The organism is Methylobacterium sp. J-048 (assembly GCF_022829515.1).
Lineage (GTDB): Bacteria > Pseudomonadota > Alphaproteobacteria > Rhizobiales > Beijerinckiaceae > Methylobacterium.
The window spans coordinates 40,085-55,639 of record NZ_JAKSYL010000050.1; the positions used below are offsets into that span (position 1 = coordinate 40,085).

Genomic DNA, 15,555 nt, shown 5'->3' on the forward strand with positions numbered 1-15,555 from the left:
AACCGCCGGCCAAGCCGACATATCGGCCCCGCATTTTCCCCTACGCGGAGGCATTCCCTGTGAGCGAGACGATTGAGCGGCACGAGTTCGGGGCGGAGGTGGGTCGGCTCCTCGATCTCGTCGTGCACGCGCTCTATTCCGACCGCGAGATCTTCCTGCGCGAACTCGTCGCCAACGCCGCCGACGCCATGGACCGGCGCCGGTTCGAGGCGCTGACCTCGGCGGCGAGCGCCCTGCCGCCGGACGCCAAGGTCCGGATCGTGCCAGACAAGGAGGCGCGCACCCTGACCGTCTCGGATGCCGGCATCGGCATGACCAAGGAGGATCTGGCGTCCAATCTCGGCACGATCGCCCGGTCCGGCACGCGGGCCTTCTCGCAGACGCTGGATTCGGCCAAGGCCGAGGATCGCCCGAGCCTGATCGGCCAGTTCGGCGTCGGGTTCTATTCGGCCTTCATGGTCGCCGACCGGGTCACGGTCACGTCGCGCCGGGCCGGCAGCGACGAGGCCTGGACCTGGGCCTCGGAAGGCCAGGGCAGCTACACCCTGGAGCCTGCCACCCGGGCCGAGCCCGGCACCGACATCGTGCTGCACCTCAAGGCGGATGCGGACGAGTATCTCGAGCCCTACCGGCTCGATCACCTCGTGCGGAAATGGGCCGACTTCATCACCGTGCCGATCGCCATCGCGCGGGACGGCAAGGACGAATCGGCCAACCAGGGCACCGCGCTCTGGCGCAAGCCCAAATCCGAGGTGACCGAGGAGAAGTACGAGGCGTTCTACCACGCCATCGGCATGAACTTCGACAAGCCCTGGGCGACGCTGCACTGGCGCGCCGAAGGCCAGCTCGAATTCTCCGCGCTGCTGTTCGTGCCCGGCGCGAAGCCGTTCCAGGCGCTCGAGAACGACCGGCAGAGCAAGGTCCGCCTGCATGTCCGCCGGATGTTCATCACCGACGAGGCCGAGCTGCTGCCGCCGTGGCTGCGCTTCGTCCAGGGCGTCGTTGACACCGAGGATCTGCCCCTCAACGTCTCCCGCGAAATGCTGCAATCGACGCCGGCGCTCGCCAGGATCCGCCGCGCGGTGACTGGCCGCGTCGTCTCCGAGCTGACCACGCGGGCGAAGGATGCCGAGAGCTACCAGACCTTCTGGGACAATTTCGGCGCGGTGCTCAAGGAAGGCATCTACGAGGATTTCGAGCGCCGCGGCGAGATCGCACCGCTGCTGCGCTTCCGCTCCTCGGCCGTGGAGGGCTGGACCTCGCTGCCGGACTACGTGTCCCGCATGAAGGACGGCCAGGACGCGATCTACTACCTCGTCGCCGACGATGCCGAGGCGCTGAAATCCTCGCCGCAGCTCGAAGGCTTCAAGGCACGGGGCCTGGAGGTGCTGCTGCTCTCCGACCACGTCGACGCCTTCTGGCCCGACCAGCTCGGCAGCTTCGAGGAGAAGCCGCTCAAGTCGATCACCAAGGGCGGCCTCGACCTCTCCAAGTTCGCCCCCGAGGGTGAGCAGCCGGAGGCGCCGGAGGGCATCGACGCCTTCGTGGCCGCCGTGAAGGCGGCGCTCGGCGCCGAGGTCTCCGACGTGCGCACCACCGACCGGCTGGTCGATTCGGCCGTGGTGCTCTCGGCCGGCACCGCCGGCCCCGACCTGCAGATGCAGCGACTGATGCGCCGCGCCGGCCGCGGCGGTGCCGCGCAGCCGGTCCTGGAGATCAACCCGCGTCACCCGTTGATCCAGGCGCTCGCCGCTGCGCCCGAATCGGAGATCCCGAAGGAGGCCGGCACTCTGCTCGACCTCGCCCGCATCCAGGACGGCGACAGCCCGCGCGACCCGGCGGCCTTCGCCCGCACGATCGCCGCGGCCCTGGCGGCGGCACGCGGCGCCTGACGCGAGCGCTTCGCCCTCGAGGATCGAAGCCGGGCCCGATTCGCGCGGGCTCGGCTTCGCTCGGAAAGGCGGGCGCGATCCGCACAGCCCGGCTCTTCGCGTCGACGTTGCTGACACAGCCGGGTGTGTGCTCACGCATATCCGCGTCGAAAGTTTCCAAGTTCGGTTGATCATTCGGAAACGGGCGAGCCATAACTTCGCCACCGGTCGGGGGCATCCCCCGGTCGGAGGCGCGGGCGCGGTGGGGGCCGCAGGCGTCTAGACCGATTCCTCTCGCGCGCGGGTTACGCGCCTCACGGACGCTGCATGAACCCGGTCGAGGCTCAAGCCGGCAACGGACAGGCGGTCGCGGCGGCGCGCACGCGGGCTCACGCCCGGGCGTACCGCCACAGCGGCCGCGTGCGGGCGATGCGCCGGTTCATCCCGGTGGCAGCGGGCGGCTCCGTGGCCCTGCTGCTCGCCTATCTGTTCAATCCCTTCGCGGCGAGCCTGCCCGGCGTCTCGGTCGGCCCGGTGACCCTGGCCGGCACCAAGGTGCGCATGGAGAGCCCCCGTCTGGCGGGCTTCCGCCAGGGCAACCGCGGCTACGAGGTGACGGCCGACGCCGCCCTGCAGGACGTGCGCAAGCCGAGCCTGATCGAGCTGGAGCGGATGCGCGGACATCTCGCCACCGACGACCAGGGCGGCATCGCCCGGCTCTCGGCCGCGTCCGGCCTGTTCGACACCGCCCGCGAGGCGCTCGACCTGAAGGACGACATCCGGATCTGGACCGACAAGGGCGAGGAGGCGCGCCTGCGCTCGGCCGCCGTGGTGTTCAAGACCGGTTCGGTGAGCTCCCAGGAGCCGGTCACCGTCTCGACCCCGCGGGCCACCGTCAACGCCAACGCCCTCGACGTGGTCGAGAACGGCAAGCGGATCTCGTTCATCGGCAACGTCCACGTCGTGATCGTGAACGACGACCAGTCCGACAAGGCCCCCCCGCGCATCCTGACCTCGAACGCCGAGCCTGCGGAAGGCCGCCGATGAGCGCCGCCAGGATGGTCTGCGCCGCGTTCGTGGCGTGCCTCGCGCTGGCCGGCCCGGCTCTGGCCGAGAAGCCGGCCAAGAAAGATTCGCCGTTCGGCAATATCGGCGGCGGCGGAAAGGAGCCGATCAAGATCGACGCCGACCGGCTCGACGTGTTCGACCGGGAGAACCGGGCGGTGTTCGTCGGCAATGTCGTGGCCGTGCAGGGCGAGAGCACGATCCGCTGCTCGACCATGACCGTCTACTACAAGCGCGGCAAGGACGGCGCCGGCAAGGACTCCGCCAATAAGGACTATGCCAGCAAGGATGCCCCGGCCGACGCAAAGGCGGCGGATGCGGGTTCCGAAGCCCCGGCCCCGAAAAATCCGGCCGAGAACGGCATCCAGAAGGTCGATTGCGCGGGCCCGGTCACGGTGGTCCAGAAGGACCAGGTCGCCACCGGCGACCATGCGGTGTTCGACCAGGATGCCAAGCGCATCGTGCTCACCGGCAACGTCGTGCTCAGCCAGTGCCAGAACGTCACCCGCGGCCAGCGGCTGGTCTACGACATGGGCACCGGCCGGGCGAACATGGACCCTGTGGCGGGCGGGCGCGTCTCGGCTCTGTTCGTGCCCGGCGACAAGGGCGATGCCAAGGATGGCAAGCCGAAGGGCTGCACGCAGCCCCCGGTCAAGCCGCGGGCGCAGGTCAATTGAGCGGCGCGGTCGCGTTCCGGGCGGAGCCGCAGGACGCGGCGGGCCGCCCGACGCTCCTCGGCCGCCTGTTCGGCCGGCGCGCGAGCCCGCCTGTCGCCGATGCGGATGAGATCGCGGCGGCGGAAGACGGCGGTCCCGGCATCCTCAGCGTGCGCGGCCTGCGCAAGAGCTACGGCGCCCGCACCGTCGTGCACGAGGCCGGGCTGACGGTCCGCACCGGCGAGGCGGTGGGGCTGCTCGGGCCCAACGGCGCCGGCAAGACCACGATCTTCTACATGATCACCGGGCTGGTGGTGGCCGACCGCGGCCACATCACCCTGGACGGCCTGCCGATCACCCACCTGCCCATGTACCAGCGGGCGCGGCTCGGGATCGGCTACCTGCCGCAGGAAGCCTCGATTTTTCGGGGGCTCACCGTCGAGGACAACATCCGCGCGGTGCTGGAGGTGGCCGAGCCCGACCGCAAGGAGCGGGCGCGCAAGCTCGATTCGCTGCTGGAGGAGTTCGACATCGCGCGCCTTCGCAAATCCCCATCGATTGCGCTGTCCGGCGGCGAGCGGCGGCGCTGCGAGATCGCCCGGGCGCTGGCCTCCTCGCCGACCTTCATGCTGCTCGACGAGCCCTTCGCGGGCATCGACCCGATCGCGGTGGGCGACATCCAGGATCTGGTGAAGCACCTCAAGCAGCGCGGCATCGGCGTGCTGATCACCGACCACAACGTGCGCGAGACCCTGGGCCTGATCGACCGCGCCTACATCGCCCATTCCGGCCGCATCCTCACCGAGGGCACCCCGGAGGAGATCGTGGCGAACCCGGATGCCCGGCGCCTGTATCTGGGCGAGGATTTCAGGCTCTGAGTGTCATTGCCTGCGCGCGCGGACGGCGGCGCGCCAGCACCAGAAGCGCGACCGTGGCCGCCGCCATGCATCCGGCTGAGAGCACGAGCACCGCATCGCCGCCGAACCGGGTCAGCACCGCCGCGAGGGCCGGCGGCGACACGGCCGAGGCCAGGTTGAGCGGTAGCGCGATCCGGGATGCCGCCCGGGCGTAGGTCGCCCGGTCGAAGAAGACGAGCGGGATCGTCGCCCGCGCCACCGCCAAGGCGCCGCTGCCGAGGCCGTAGAGCAGGATGAACGCCCCCGCCGCGACGGGGCCGCCGTCGCCCGCGGCGAGCAGCAGCAGCGCCGTGAGCACGGCGAACGCCGCAATCAGGCCGGTCGTCAATCCGTCCAGCCGCCCACCGCCGAAAAAATTGATCGCTCGGGCGCTGATCTGGATCACTCCGAGGGCGGAGCCGTAGCCGATCGCCTCCGCCCGGCTCAAGCCCTCGACGATCAGCAGTTCGACCATGATGGCGCTGAGGCCGAAGGCGACGAAGGCGCTGAACGCGCTGCCAACGACGATCAGCGCGAAGGTGCCGGTTTCCGGGGGCGGCTCGGCCGGGACCGCGTCTTTCGCGGGTTGGGCGGCGGGCTCCGTCGCCCAAAGCGGCACGCCGTAGAGGTAGAGCGGTACGCAGACGATCCACATCGCCCCGGCATAGACGCCGCATGTGCCCCGCCATCCAAAGACATCGCTCAGGAACGCCGTCGTCGGCCAGAACAGGCTGCTGGACAGGCCGGTCATGAGCATCATCGCTCCGATTGCCCGGCCGGCTGCCCGTCCGACCATCTCGGTCAGCAGGATGTTGGCAGCCGTCGTCAGCGTTGCGCTCCCGGCCGCGCCGAGGATCACCCAGCCGGCGAGATAAGTGCCGTAGCCCTGCGCGACCGCCAGGACGGCGAAGCCCGGACCCGCCACGAGGCTTCCGGCGACCATCACCCGCCGGGCGCCGTATCGATCGAACGCCCGGGCCAGGAACGGAGCGCACAGGCCCATCACGCCGTAATGAACCGAATTGCCGGCAAACACCGCAGCGATGTCCACCCCGAGGTCGGCCGCGATCCGCGTGCCGACGATGGAGGTCAGGCTGACGCTGCCCCAGCCGACGATCTGGGCGAGGGCGACGACGATCAGGACGCGGATGGGCACGCGATCCGGGCGCATGGGTGTCGAATTGTCTCCCGCGGCCGGGTGGGGCCAAGCCTGAAAGAGGACACTGGACTCGGCGACAAGGGAATGTCGCTCGTTTGGGCAATGGTGGCCCGGCGGCTGCGGTAAGGATCACCTTGCGATGCCGTACCGACGCGACAAAATGTCGATGTGAGCACTGTCCGAATCAGGTGGAGCGATCATGTTCTTGGGCGCATGCGGCTGCGCGAGATCGAACCGGCTTGGGTCGAGCGGACGATTCGGAAGCCTGAGGCAATGGAGACCGATCCTCTTCGACCCGGCCGCGTTCGGGTCTTCGCTGCCGTACCGGAGCGCGACGACCGGGTGATGCGCGTGGTATATGAGCCATTGGAGGGCGACGAGATCGTTGTCGTTACGGCTCTCCTTGATCGGGGCCATACCCGCAAGAGGAGACAGACCCGATGAAATCCGAATACGATCCGACCGTCGATGCCCTCTACATCCGTCTCGCCGATGCGCGGGTCATCGAGAGCGAGGAGCTTCGCCCGGGCTTCATCGTCGACCTGGACGCCGAAGGGCGCATTGTTGGCGTCGAGATCCTGGACGCCAGCAAGCATGTCGCTCCCGGCGGCGAACTGGATCGCCTCCGGGCGGCATGATTCAGAGACGTTCCGACCGCGCTCCCAGCAGCCGTTGAGGGCGCCTCACCCCTTCCAGTTCTTCAGCGCCGCGAACGGGCTGTCCGCCTCCGGGGGCTTGTCCGGGTTCAGCACCGGCTCGACCTGAGCGATCGCGTCCGCCATCGAGAAGGCCGAGCCGTTCTGGAGCCGGCCGCCGGCGGCGTCCCTGTGGCCGCCGCCGCGGAACAGGCGGGCGCCGTCGAGCGCCGTGCCGTCGTTGGAGCGGAACGACAGCGTGCCCATCCGCTGCACGTTGACGACCCGCTTGGCCCGGCCCGCATCCATGATCAGGTCGGAGACCCGCTGGAACGTGCCCGAATCGAGGGCGAAGGACAGGAGCGTGCCGTCCTTGAGCGGGCGGAACAGGGCGTCGGAGCGGGCGAGCGCCCGGGCGAGCCGCATGCGCGTGGTCAGCGCCCGGTCGTCGTCGGGCGCGTCGCGCAACAGGGTCTCGGTCACTTCGGAGCGGAACGCCAGGGCGCGCCGCTCGAGATCGGCCGGGCTCGCACCCTCCCGCAGGGCCGCGGCGGCAGCCAGCAGCAGGCCGGCCATGAAGGTCTCGTGCCAGGGATGGCCGACCGGCACGAAGCTCGACACGCTCTCCCAGAACAGCTCGTCCAGCGCCAGGCCGCCCGGGAAGGCCGGGCTGTCCTTGCGCCAGAGGTCCACGGCGTCGATCGCCGCCAGCAGGGCGGTCAGGTCGGTCGCGGGCTCGTGCGTGGCGAACAGCGCCCGGTGATCGAAGGTCATCCGGGTGGCGCAGACGTTTTCGTCGATCAGCAATGTGCAGTCCGGATCGCCGAGGTCGATCCGGCTCAGGCCGGGCCGCTCCGCGTCGGCCACCGGCTCCAGCCCCTGGCGGCGCAGCTGGTCCAGCGAGGAGGCGTGGTGGTCGAGGACCACGAGGCGGTGCTTCCGGCCGTCCTCGCGGCGGCGGTTCATGGCCGCGAACTTCTTCAGGCCCGCGATGGTCTGCTCCTCAAGGCCGAGATCGGTCATGAGCAGGATCTCGCTCTCGCCCGCCCGGGCCAGGCGTTTGGTCTCGTCCTCGAAGACCGGACCGACATCGCTGTAGCGCGGCACATGGACGACGCGCTCGACCGCCGCGCAGGCGGCGGCGACCGTGGCGGCGCCGTAGCCGTCGAGGTCGTGGTGGGTGATCTGGGTCAGGCGCACGCGGGGCGGTCTCGGTCGGTGGCGGGTCCGGCTGGTCTACGACGCCCGGACCCGCGACGCGAGGGGGCGATCTGTTAGCCGGCAGCTTCCCCTCGGGGGCATTCGGTGCAGAATACCGGTGGGATACCGTGAGTCGCAGACGAACGGTCGGACCCGGACGCACCGTGAAGAGTGCGCGTCAGTCCAAGTACGGGGGGATTCCATGGCTCCGGCCGTAACGCCGCGCGTGAAGCGCATCCAGACGATCTCGCTCGTCCTCCTGGTGACGGCCGGGGTGGTGAATTACGTCGACCGCGCCACCCTGGCGGTGGCCAACCCGCTGATCCGGCAGGATCTCGGCCTGTCGATCCCCGATATGGGCCTGCTGCTCTCCGCGTTCCTGTGGGCCTACGCCTTCGCGCAGCTGCCGGCCGGGGCGCTGGCCGACCGGCTCGGCCCGCGCCTGACGCTGACCATCGGGCTGAGCTGCTGGTCGCTCGGCCAGATGCTCGGCGGCGCCGTGACCTCGTTCTGGCAGTTCGTGGGCGCGCGCATCGTGCTCGGCCTCGGCGAGGCGCCGCATTTTCCGACCTGCGCCCGGGTCTCGCGCGACTGGTTCAACATCCGCGAGCGCGGCACCGCCACCGGGATCTGGAACTGCGCCTCCTCGCTCGGCACCTTCCTGGCCCTGCCGCTGCTCACCTTCCTGATGGTGAGCTTCGGCTGGCGGGCGATGTTCATCATCATGGGCGGGGTCGGGCTGGTGCTCGCCGGGATCGTCTACCTGGTGTTCCGCAACCCGCCCGAGGTGAATCTCACCCCCGGCGAACGCGCCTTCCTGGAGGAGGGCGATGCGCCCAATGCCGACCGGCGCGTCACCTGGAACTCGTGGAAGCGGCTGTTCCGCTACCGGACCAGCTGGGGCATGATCATGGGGTATTTCGGCTGCATCTACATGACCTGGCTCTACACCGCCTGGCTGCCGAGCTACCTCGAGATCGAGCGCCACTTCACCCTGCAGAAGACCGGGATCATCGGGGCGATCCCCTTCGCATTCGGGGTGCTGGGCGGGGTGCTGGGCGGCCGGATCGTCGACATCCTGGTCCGACGCGGGGTCGACCCGATCCGCAGCCGCAAGATCCCGATGGTGCTGGGCCTGCTCGCCACCGCGGCCTGCACGGTGGTCGCCGCGCTGACGCCGAGCGATACGCTCGCCATGGCGTGCATCTCGGCGTCGCTGTTCCTGGTCTATGTCAGCTCGTCGGCCGCCTGGGCGATGGCCTCCGTGGCCGCGCCGGCCAACGCCACCGCCTCGCTCGGCGCGATGCAGAATTTCGGCGGCTATATCGGCGGCGCCCTGGCCCCGACGGTCACCGGCTTCATCGTCGGCGGGACCGGCCATTTCTCCATGGCGTTCATCACCGGTGCTGTGATCGCCGTGGTGGCGGCACTCGGATACTGGGTGCTGATCCAGGACCCGATCGCCGCGGAGGCGCCCGCGGAGCCCTTTGCCGCCGGCCTGACCCCCGCCGAGTAGGCGCAGCTCAGCCCCGCAAGTGCGGGACCGGCGCATGGAGATCGCGCGCCGGAATCCGGGCCGGGAAATTCCGGCGCATCAGGTCGACGAAGGTGGCGGCCGGGCCGTCCCAGTCGTGCCGGGCGGCGTGCGCCCGGGCCGCGCCCGCGTCGAAGGGCAGGCGGCCGTCGATCGCCGCCCGCATCAGCTCCGCCAGTCGCTCGACCCGGTCGGGGGCGTCGGGGTCGAAGTAGCTCGCCGCGCTGCCCCCGGCCTCGGGAATCGCCGTGAGGCTCGAAGCGATCACCGGCGTGCCGCGCGCGAGACTGTCGAGCACCGGGATGCCCCAGCCCTCGCCGCGGCTCGGGAAGACCAGGGCGGCGGCGCGTCCGTAAAGGTCGGACAGGCCGTTGTCGTCGATGCCGGCGATGTGCACCGCGTCCGGGGTCCGGGTCAGGCGATCGAGGGTCTCGGGCCGCTCGCCGTCGCCCTTGCCGACCACGATCAGCCGGGCCGCGCCCGCGGGCAGGCGCGCGAAGGCGTCGAGCACCAGGCCGAGATTCTTGCGCGGCTCCAGGCGGCCGACCATCAGCAGGTAGGGGCGGCCGTCCGCCAGCGGGCTGCGCTCCGCGGAGGCCCGGGGCGGGGTCGAGCCGCAGCGCACCTCGGCGATCCGGTCGCGGTCGATGCCGTAGACCTTGGCGATGGAGTCGCGGCTGTAGTCGGAGATGGTCAGGACCAGCTTGGCGCGCCGGGCCGAGAGCCGGGTGAGCAGGCGGTTCCGCCAGCGCATCCGCCACGAGAAGAATTCCGGGTGGGTCTCGAACAGGATGTCGTGGACCACCACCACCTGCCGGTCGCCCGGCACCAGCGGCGGGGCGATGTAGGTGGTGAGCAGGGTATCGAGCCGGTCGCGGAACACCAGCCAGGGCCAGATCGCCAGCAGGCGCACGCTCGCCGGCACCCGCGGTAGCCGTTGGTGCTCGATATTGGGGCCCGAGACGAGCCGGGCACAGGCCTCCGGGTCGCCGGAATAGACCACGTACGTCGCGTCCGGATGGCGGGCGGCGGCCCGCCCGATGATGTTCACGAGCCAGGTCCGGCTGCCCTGGGGCTTGCCGGTGAGCACGTGCGCGTCGATGCCGATGCGAAGCATATTACGGGCTCCTGTACGCGCCGAAGGTCGGGGCCTCGCCGGGCGCGTAGGCGCGGCCGGCGAGGTCGCGGGTCGCGCCGAGCGGGATGCCGGCGCGGGCGGGGGGCTTGGTCAGCGCGAGGCCGTCCGCGAACGGGGCCGCGCGGTCGCGGAAGGCGGGTGTGCCGGCGAGGTCGGGGCCCTGGCCGTGCAGCGGCAGGCTCGCCCCGTCGCTGGTGGCCGTGGCGGCCCAGCGATAGAGCGGGGCGCCGACGCTGCTGCCGATGACGTTCGGCCCGATCGCGTTGCCGTTGTCGGCGGTGGTCGCCTCGACCGCGATGGCGGCGATGCCGGGCCTTGTGGCGAAGGCGATGTTGTTGAGCACCCGGTTGCCCGCGGTGCGGTCGACGCTCTTGGTGTAGTCGGAGGCCAGCACGATCTCGCCGCGGTAGACGTGGCGACCACCCGAATCGCGCATGTTGCCGGTGACGGTGTTGTTCACCACCGTATTGGAGCCGGCGTCGAACAGGTTGATGCCGGCGCCGTCGTTGTCGGTGGCGACGTTGAACGCGACGGTGTTGCCGTCGCACCATTGGTCGATCTGGATGCCGTTGCCGTCCTGGCCGGTGGTTTCCTTCTGGCCGGTGACGATGTTGTACCGGATCGTGTTGCGGTCGCCGGCGTCCTGGGCGGCGTCCTTGGCGTAGACGTGGATGCCGGAGGTGCCCGACATCCCGACGCCGTTGCCCGAGACCCGATTGCCCTCGACCACGTAGCCGGAGCCGTTGATCTCCATCCCGTGGATGCCGTTGCCAGTCACGGTGTTGGACAGGATGTAGCTCGGGTCCTCCGGCGGCACGTTGATCACGTCGACGGCGACGCCGTGGGTCTTGTTGTCGGCGAGCATGTTGCCGGTGATGCGGTGGCCGGCCCCGGCGCCGTCCCCGATCCAGATGCCGAGGCCGGACTTCGACACCGTCGAGCCCGAGACCGTGACGTGGTGCGAGCCCCGGCGGATGATGAAGCCGGAATTGACCGCGCCCTGCACGGTCAGGCCGGTGACGGTCACGTAGGCGGCGTTCTCGAACACCACCGAGTTCGACAGGACGGGCTTGGTCCCGGCCACCGCGGCCACCGTGACCGGTGCCTCGGCGCTGCCGCGGGACCCGATCAGGGCGACGCTGTCGTAGCTGCCGCCGCGGACCAGCACGCTGGAGCCGGGGCCGAGGCTCGCGAACGGGACGTCGGCGAGCCGCGCCACCGTGCGGTAGTTTTCCATCGCGCCGCCGGCGGGATCGACCAGGATGTTCTGCTGCGATTGCGCATCGGCCGCGCCGCAGGCGGCGAGCGCCGGCAGGAGCAGGGCTACAAGGATGTGCCGAGCGAACCGCATCACGCCGCCAGCGCCCGGGCGATGGCGAGACGCTTCTGGCGCTGGAACAGCCGCCGCCAGATCGTGCGGCCGGCTTCCGGGCTGATCCGGGTCAGGGCCCGCGCCGCCATCTGCCAGCCGGGCAGCAGGGCTTTCGGCATCGCCAGGTCGGCGACGCGGTGGCGCGGGGAGGCGGCGAGCGGCGGCGGGCCGACGAGCCCGAGCCGGGTGAGGTCGGGCGCGAGATCCGGGCGCTTGCGGTACCACAGCACCAGGGCCGCGCCCTCGCGCTCGGCGATGCGCAGATAGGCTGCCTCGTCGAGCAGGTGGTGGTGATAGGCCAAAGCCTCCGGGGCGTAGAACAGGTGCATGCCGCGGCGGGCCAGCCGCTCGCCGAGCTCGATATCCTCGTGCCAGGTCAGCCGCGGGTCGAAGCCGCCGGCCTCCTCCAGCAGGCGCCGGTCGACGCTGACGTTGCAGGTCAGGAAGGCGTCCCAGCCGACCTCCACGCGGCCTTCGAGCGCGTCGTAGGAGGCGTCGTGGTGCAGGGCCGAGAACGGCGAGAACGGCAGCGCCGGATCGATGGTCATGCGCCCGAGGATCGCGGTCTCGCGTCCGCCCCGCATCGCATGGGCGGCGAGATGCGCCGCGACGAGGCCGGGGGCCGGGATGGTGTCGTCGTTGACGATCAGTAGCCGCTCGCCCCTTGCCGCCCCGATGGCGTGGTTGCGGGCGGCGTTGGCCCCGGAATTTTCCTGGCGCAGATGCACCACCGGGACGCGACCCGTGGTGACCGCGCGGCTGATCACCGTCCCGGTGGAATCGGAGGAGCCGTCGTCGCAGACGACGATCTCGAACGGTACGTCGGTCGCCTGCCGCTCGAAGGCCCGCAAGCACAGGCGCAGCGTGTCGGCGCGATTGTAGGTCGGGATGATGACCGAGAGCACGGGGACGTCGCTCATGACGAAGCTTCCGGGAGCGAGAGGGGCAGGGGATCGGCTGGATCGGCGGGGGTGCGGCGGCGCAGGCACAGCCACGCCGCCGCCGCGGCGGCGAGGCCGGCGGCGGCGGGCACCGCGACCGGCGCGAGCGCCGCCGGGCCGGCAGCCCAGACGAGGGCGGTGACGAGGCCGGGGCCGAGCATCGTCGGCAGGTCCGCGAGCGCCAGGGGAGACCCCGCCTCCCGCCAGAAGGCGTGGGCGACCACCGCGAGCATCGCCACCTCGGCCAGGAGGGCGGCCCAGGCGGCGCCGAGCAGTGGATTCCACGGGATCAGCACGGCGCAGGCTGCCAGGTTCACGGCGCAGGCGGCGGCGCTGCCGCGCACCGCGAAGCCGGTCCGGCCGAGCGGCACGAGGCCGGCGAACAGCACCGTGGCGGCGATCAGCAGGGCGCTCATCGCGGCGGCGATGCGCAGCACCGGTGCGGCGGCGGAAAAGTCCGGGCCGAAGACCAGCCGCACCAGGGGCTCGGCGACCGCGCAGGCCGCCACCGTCCCGGCCCCCGACGCCGCCAGGATCAGGGTCAGCGCCGGGCGCACGCTCGCGCGGAGGCGATCGGTGCCGGCGCGCGGGCGGGCAGGATCGAGGGGCCCGATCGCTCGGCCGAACACCGGCACCAGCGGCGCGCACAGGGTGATCGCCACCGCGGCGCCGAGCTCGAAGAACCGGAAGCCGGCGGTGAACTGGCCGAGCTCGGCCGCCCCGGCCAGGGCCGCCAGCATGATCAGGCTGATGCGGCCGTTGAGTGAGCCCAGCGCGTTCGAGATCCCGACCCCGGCGGCGGCCCGCACGGTCGCCCAACCGTGCGACAGGGAGGCCGGGCGCAGCGGCACGAGCCGGGCGGCCAGGACCAAGCCGACCGCGCCGTAGACGATGCCGGATGCAACCGCGATCAGGCTGAGGGACGCCTCGGGCAACTGCAACCAGAGCGCGAGCGCGGTGCCGCCGACCAGGGTCGCGGCATTGGACAGGGACGGCCAGACCGACCAGCCGGGCCGGCCGCAGACCTGGAACAGGGAATCGAGGAAGCGCGCGGCGGCGAGCGGCATCAGCACAGCCGCCAGCGCCAGCGCGGGCCGGATCTCGCCGGGCAGCAGCGGCAGGGCGCAGAGCAGGGCCGCTCCGGTGACAAGGCCCAGCAGCAGCCGGGCCGAGACCATCCGGCCGAACTCGACGGCGCGCATCTCCGGCGCACCGGCGCCGAGGCGCGCCCCGAAGGTCAGGGTCGTGCCGAAATCGGCGGCGATGAGCGCCACCGCCAGCACCGCCAGGGCGAGCCCGTAGTGGCCGAGCGCCGCCGGGCCGGCGTAATGACCGACCATCACGAAGGCGGCGAAGCCCGCGGCCAAGTAGACGCCGCGCCCGGCCGCCTGCCCGAGCAGGTTGGCGCCGTATCGCAGGCCGCCGGGGCGGCCGCGTCCACGCAATCGGTTTACCAAGCGAACCATCTCTCGGTGAAGCCTTACTGAAAACCGCGACCTACGATTGCATCGTGGCAGGGTGCGTATGGCTTGCAACCGTATCTTCAATTTATGGTTGCAGAGATGAAGCGTCTGAGGAAACCGGAGGACTGCGTATGTCCGAGCGCGCCGAGACTGACGCCGCCCGAGGGATCCCCCTCGTAACCGCTTCGGAATCCGCAGCGGGGCGCCGACCGCGCTGGCCGCAGGTGCGCGCTGCGCTGGCCGCCGACCGGGCGCATTGGGAACGCCGCGGCCAGGGGCCGGCAGCCCTGCGCCGGGGCTATCACGCCGTCTGGCTGTATCGGCTCTCGCGCTACAGCCACGAGCGCGGCTGGCGGATGGCGGCCTGGCTGTTGTGGCTGGTCAACGGCTGGTGGACCGGCGCCGACATCCCGCCCTCGAGCCGGATCGCCGGGGGGCTGTTCCTGCCGTATCCCCACGGCGCCGTGATCGCGGGAGCCGTCGGGCACGACGCGGCCTTCGGCGTCCAGGCCTCGATCGGCGGCCTGCTGAAGGAGCCCGATCAGGATATCGGCGGCGGCCCCGGCCTGCCGGTTCTGGGCGACGGCGTGGTGCTGGAGGCCGGCGCGATCGTCCTCGGCGCCGTGCATATCGGGGACCGGGCCCGGCTCGGTCCGCGCACGATCATCCTCAAGGACGTGCAGGCGGGCGAGGCGGTGATGCCCCAGCCCTGGCGCGCTCTACCCGGTCGCGGAGGCGCGGCATGACCGGCCTCGCCGCAACCCCCGCGCCGAACGGCTTGGCGGAGCTGCGCCGGCTGCTGTCGGCGGACTTCGCCCGGGTCCTGCGCCAGACGACCGGCGGCAAGCCCACCTCCCGGCTGCGCCGGCTGATGCACCTGACCCTGCCGGCGATGCAAGTCGCGATCTTCCATCGGACCGCGCATTGGCTCCACGGCCGGGGCTGGCGCCGTTGTGCCGCCCTGATGTCGGACCTGTCGCTGCGGCTGACCGGCGCGAGCCTGCATCCGGGCTCGCCGATCGGGCCGGGCCTGTTCGTGCCCCACCCGGCCCGCGTGGTGTTCTGCGGCAGCGCTGGTGTCGATCTGATCCTGTTGCCCGGGACCCTGGTGGGACCGCGGGACTGGGTGTTTCCCGGGCAGCCGTTTCCGAAAGACGCGCCGCGCCTCGGCGACGGCGCGGTGGTGGGCGCCCACGCCGCGGTCCAGGGCGCCGTCACGGTCGGAGCAGGAGCGACGATCGGGATCGGCGTCTGCACCCTGCGGGACGTGCCGGCGGGCACCGTGACGATGTTGGCCCAGCGGCAGATTCGAACGCTTGAGGCTGGCATCTTCGATGCACGGATATCGGCGCCGGATGAGCGCGGCGGCGGGATACACGCACCTCTCCCTCCCCCCTCTGCGGGGGAGGGAGGGCGCATGTCATTTCTGGAGCGGGCGTTCTGTCGGGTCGCGGACCATCCGTAGCCCAACGCACGACTCCGACACCCGCAGACCCGGAGGGCGGCGACGCGCTTTCGCCACAATCCCGCAACCTCCGCCCGCTCCTCACGCCGGCCCGTGCCCCTGCCGTGTGAGAGCCCCCCGGCCCCGGCGGCCCGCGTGCCGCGGCGCAGCTAGCCCACGC

At 71.3% G+C, this 15,555-nt stretch carries 15 protein-coding genes; 9 read left to right on the forward strand and 6 right to left on the reverse strand.

Annotation, left to right across the window (positions count from 1 at the left end):
- Nucleotides 1-59: 59 nt before the first annotated feature.
- The 4 genes from htpG to lptB all read left to right on the forward strand — a co-directional run bounded on the left by htpG (nt 60) and on the right by lptB (nt 4,470).
- On the forward strand, nt 60-1,892 hold the full coding sequence (gene htpG / locus MKL09_RS02295; protein WP_244017568.1) for a molecular chaperone HtpG: 1,833 nt from the start codon (nt 60-62) through the stop codon (nt 1,890-1,892).
- Between the two features lie 306 nt (nt 1,893-2,198).
- Nucleotides 2,199-2,918, forward strand: a complete 720-nt coding sequence (lptC, locus tag MKL09_RS02300; RefSeq protein ID WP_244017570.1) for an LPS export ABC transporter periplasmic protein LptC — start codon at nt 2,199-2,201, stop codon at nt 2,916-2,918.
- Entirely contained in the window at nt 2,915-3,613 is a 699-nt protein-coding gene (locus MKL09_RS02305) for an LptA/OstA family protein (protein WP_244017572.1), read from the forward strand. The genes lptC and MKL09_RS02305 overlap by 4 nt, the downstream gene beginning before the upstream one ends.
- The gene (gene lptB / locus MKL09_RS02310; RefSeq protein ID WP_244017575.1) at nt 3,610-4,470 is read left to right on the forward strand and encodes an LPS export ABC transporter ATP-binding protein; all 861 of its coding nucleotides are present in this window, start codon (nt 3,610-3,612) and stop codon (nt 4,468-4,470) included. Before MKL09_RS02305 ends, lptB begins: the two co-directional genes overlap by 4 nt.
- On the opposite strand, the gene MKL09_RS02315 is transcribed toward lptB, so the two are convergent.
- On the reverse strand, nt 4,460-5,644 hold the full coding sequence (locus MKL09_RS02315) for an MFS transporter (protein WP_313901164.1): 1,185 nt from the start codon (nt 5,642-5,644) through the stop codon (nt 4,460-4,462). The two genes, lptB and MKL09_RS02315, sit on opposite strands and share 11 nt — an antisense overlap.
- 171 nt (nt 5,645-5,815) lie before the next feature.
- Here MKL09_RS02315 and MKL09_RS02320 point away from each other — a divergent pair, with 171 nt between their 5' ends.
- Together MKL09_RS02320 and MKL09_RS02325 are read left to right on the forward strand one after the other, a co-directional pair.
- Nucleotides 5,816-6,091, forward strand: a complete 276-nt coding sequence (locus MKL09_RS02320) for a DUF4258 domain-containing protein (protein WP_313901165.1) — start codon at nt 5,816-5,818, stop codon at nt 6,089-6,091.
- Nucleotides 6,088-6,285: a DUF2283 domain-containing protein gene (locus MKL09_RS02325; RefSeq protein ID WP_244017582.1), complete on the forward strand. Its 198-nt coding sequence runs from the start codon at nt 6,088-6,090 to the stop codon at nt 6,283-6,285. Before MKL09_RS02320 ends, MKL09_RS02325 begins: the two co-directional genes overlap by 4 nt.
- 45 nt (nt 6,286-6,330) lie before the next feature.
- Here MKL09_RS02325 and MKL09_RS02330 read toward each other — a convergent pair whose 3' ends face one another.
- On the reverse strand, nt 6,331-7,482 hold the full coding sequence (locus tag MKL09_RS02330) for a dimethylmenaquinone methyltransferase (RefSeq protein ID WP_244017584.1): 1,152 nt from the start codon (nt 7,480-7,482) through the stop codon (nt 6,331-6,333).
- 202 nt (nt 7,483-7,684) lie between these two features.
- Here MKL09_RS02330 and MKL09_RS02335 point away from each other — a divergent pair, with 202 nt between their 5' ends.
- The gene (locus MKL09_RS02335; protein ID WP_244017586.1) at nt 7,685-8,998 is read left to right on the forward strand and encodes an MFS transporter; all 1,314 of its coding nucleotides are present in this window, start codon (nt 7,685-7,687) and stop codon (nt 8,996-8,998) included.
- Between the two features lie 7 nt (nt 8,999-9,005).
- On the opposite strand, the gene MKL09_RS02340 is transcribed toward MKL09_RS02335, so the two are convergent.
- From MKL09_RS02340 to MKL09_RS02355, 4 genes are read right to left on the reverse strand one after another with little or no spacing between them, the layout of a single operon-like run.
- Entirely contained in the window at nt 9,006-10,133 is a 1,128-nt protein-coding gene (locus tag MKL09_RS02340; RefSeq protein ID WP_244017588.1) for a glycosyltransferase family 4 protein, read from the reverse strand.
- A gap of 1 nt (nt 10,134) precedes the next feature.
- Complete coding sequence (locus tag MKL09_RS02345) at nt 10,135-11,505, reverse strand: right-handed parallel beta-helix repeat-containing protein (RefSeq protein WP_244017607.1); 1,371 nt, start codon at nt 11,503-11,505, stop codon at nt 10,135-10,137.
- On the reverse strand, nt 11,505-12,446 hold the full coding sequence (locus MKL09_RS02350; RefSeq protein WP_244017590.1) for a glycosyltransferase family 2 protein: 942 nt from the start codon (nt 12,444-12,446) through the stop codon (nt 11,505-11,507). The genes MKL09_RS02345 and MKL09_RS02350 overlap by 1 nt, the downstream gene beginning before the upstream one ends.
- Nucleotides 12,443-13,933, reverse strand: a complete 1,491-nt coding sequence (locus MKL09_RS02355) for a lipopolysaccharide biosynthesis protein (protein ID WP_244017592.1) — start codon at nt 13,931-13,933, stop codon at nt 12,443-12,445. Before MKL09_RS02355 ends, MKL09_RS02350 begins: the two co-directional genes overlap by 4 nt.
- Nucleotides 13,934-14,061: 128 nt before the next feature.
- Between MKL09_RS02355 and MKL09_RS02360 the strand changes: the two genes are divergently transcribed.
- Nucleotides 14,062-14,676 (forward strand): serine acetyltransferase, encoded by a 615-nt coding sequence (locus MKL09_RS02360; protein WP_244017594.1) that lies wholly within the window; start codon nt 14,062-14,064, stop codon nt 14,674-14,676.
- Nucleotides 14,673-15,395 carry a serine O-acetyltransferase gene (locus tag MKL09_RS02365; protein ID WP_244017596.1) on the forward strand — a complete coding sequence of 241 codons (723 nt, stop codon included), beginning with the start codon at nt 14,673-14,675 and terminating at the stop codon, nt 15,393-15,395. The genes MKL09_RS02360 and MKL09_RS02365 overlap by 4 nt, the downstream gene beginning before the upstream one ends.
- Nucleotides 15,396-15,555: the final 160 nt, after the last annotated feature.

Coding starts and splice junctions, on each gene's coding strand:
- lptC (WP_244017570.1), top strand. CDS start 2,199: ATGAACCCGGTCGAGGCTCAAGCCGGCAACGGACAGGCGGTCGCGGCG.
- MKL09_RS02305 (WP_244017572.1), top strand. CDS start 2,915: ATGAGCGCCGCCAGGATGGTCTGCGCCGCGTTCGTGGCGTGCCTCGCG.
- MKL09_RS02325 (WP_244017582.1), top strand. CDS start 6,088: ATGAAATCCGAATACGATCCGACCGTCGATGCCCTCTACATCCGTCTC.
- MKL09_RS02335 (WP_244017586.1), top strand. CDS start 7,685: ATGGCTCCGGCCGTAACGCCGCGCGTGAAGCGCATCCAGACGATCTCG.
- MKL09_RS02340 (WP_244017588.1), bottom strand. CDS start 10,133: ATGCTTCGCATCGGCATCGACGCGCACGTGCTCACCGGCAAGCCCCAG.
- MKL09_RS02345 (WP_244017607.1), bottom strand. CDS start 11,505: ATGCGGTTCGCTCGGCACATCCTTGTAGCCCTGCTCCTGCCGGCGCTC.
- MKL09_RS02350 (WP_244017590.1), bottom strand. CDS start 12,446: ATGAGCGACGTCCCCGTGCTCTCGGTCATCATCCCGACCTACAATCGC.
- MKL09_RS02355 (WP_244017592.1), bottom strand. CDS start 13,933: ATGGTTCGCTTGGTAAACCGATTGCGTGGACGCGGCCGCCCCGGCGGC.
- MKL09_RS02360 (WP_244017594.1), top strand. CDS start 14,062: ATGTCCGAGCGCGCCGAGACTGACGCCGCCCGAGGGATCCCCCTCGTA.
- MKL09_RS02365 (WP_244017596.1), top strand. CDS start 14,673: ATGACCGGCCTCGCCGCAACCCCCGCGCCGAACGGCTTGGCGGAGCTG.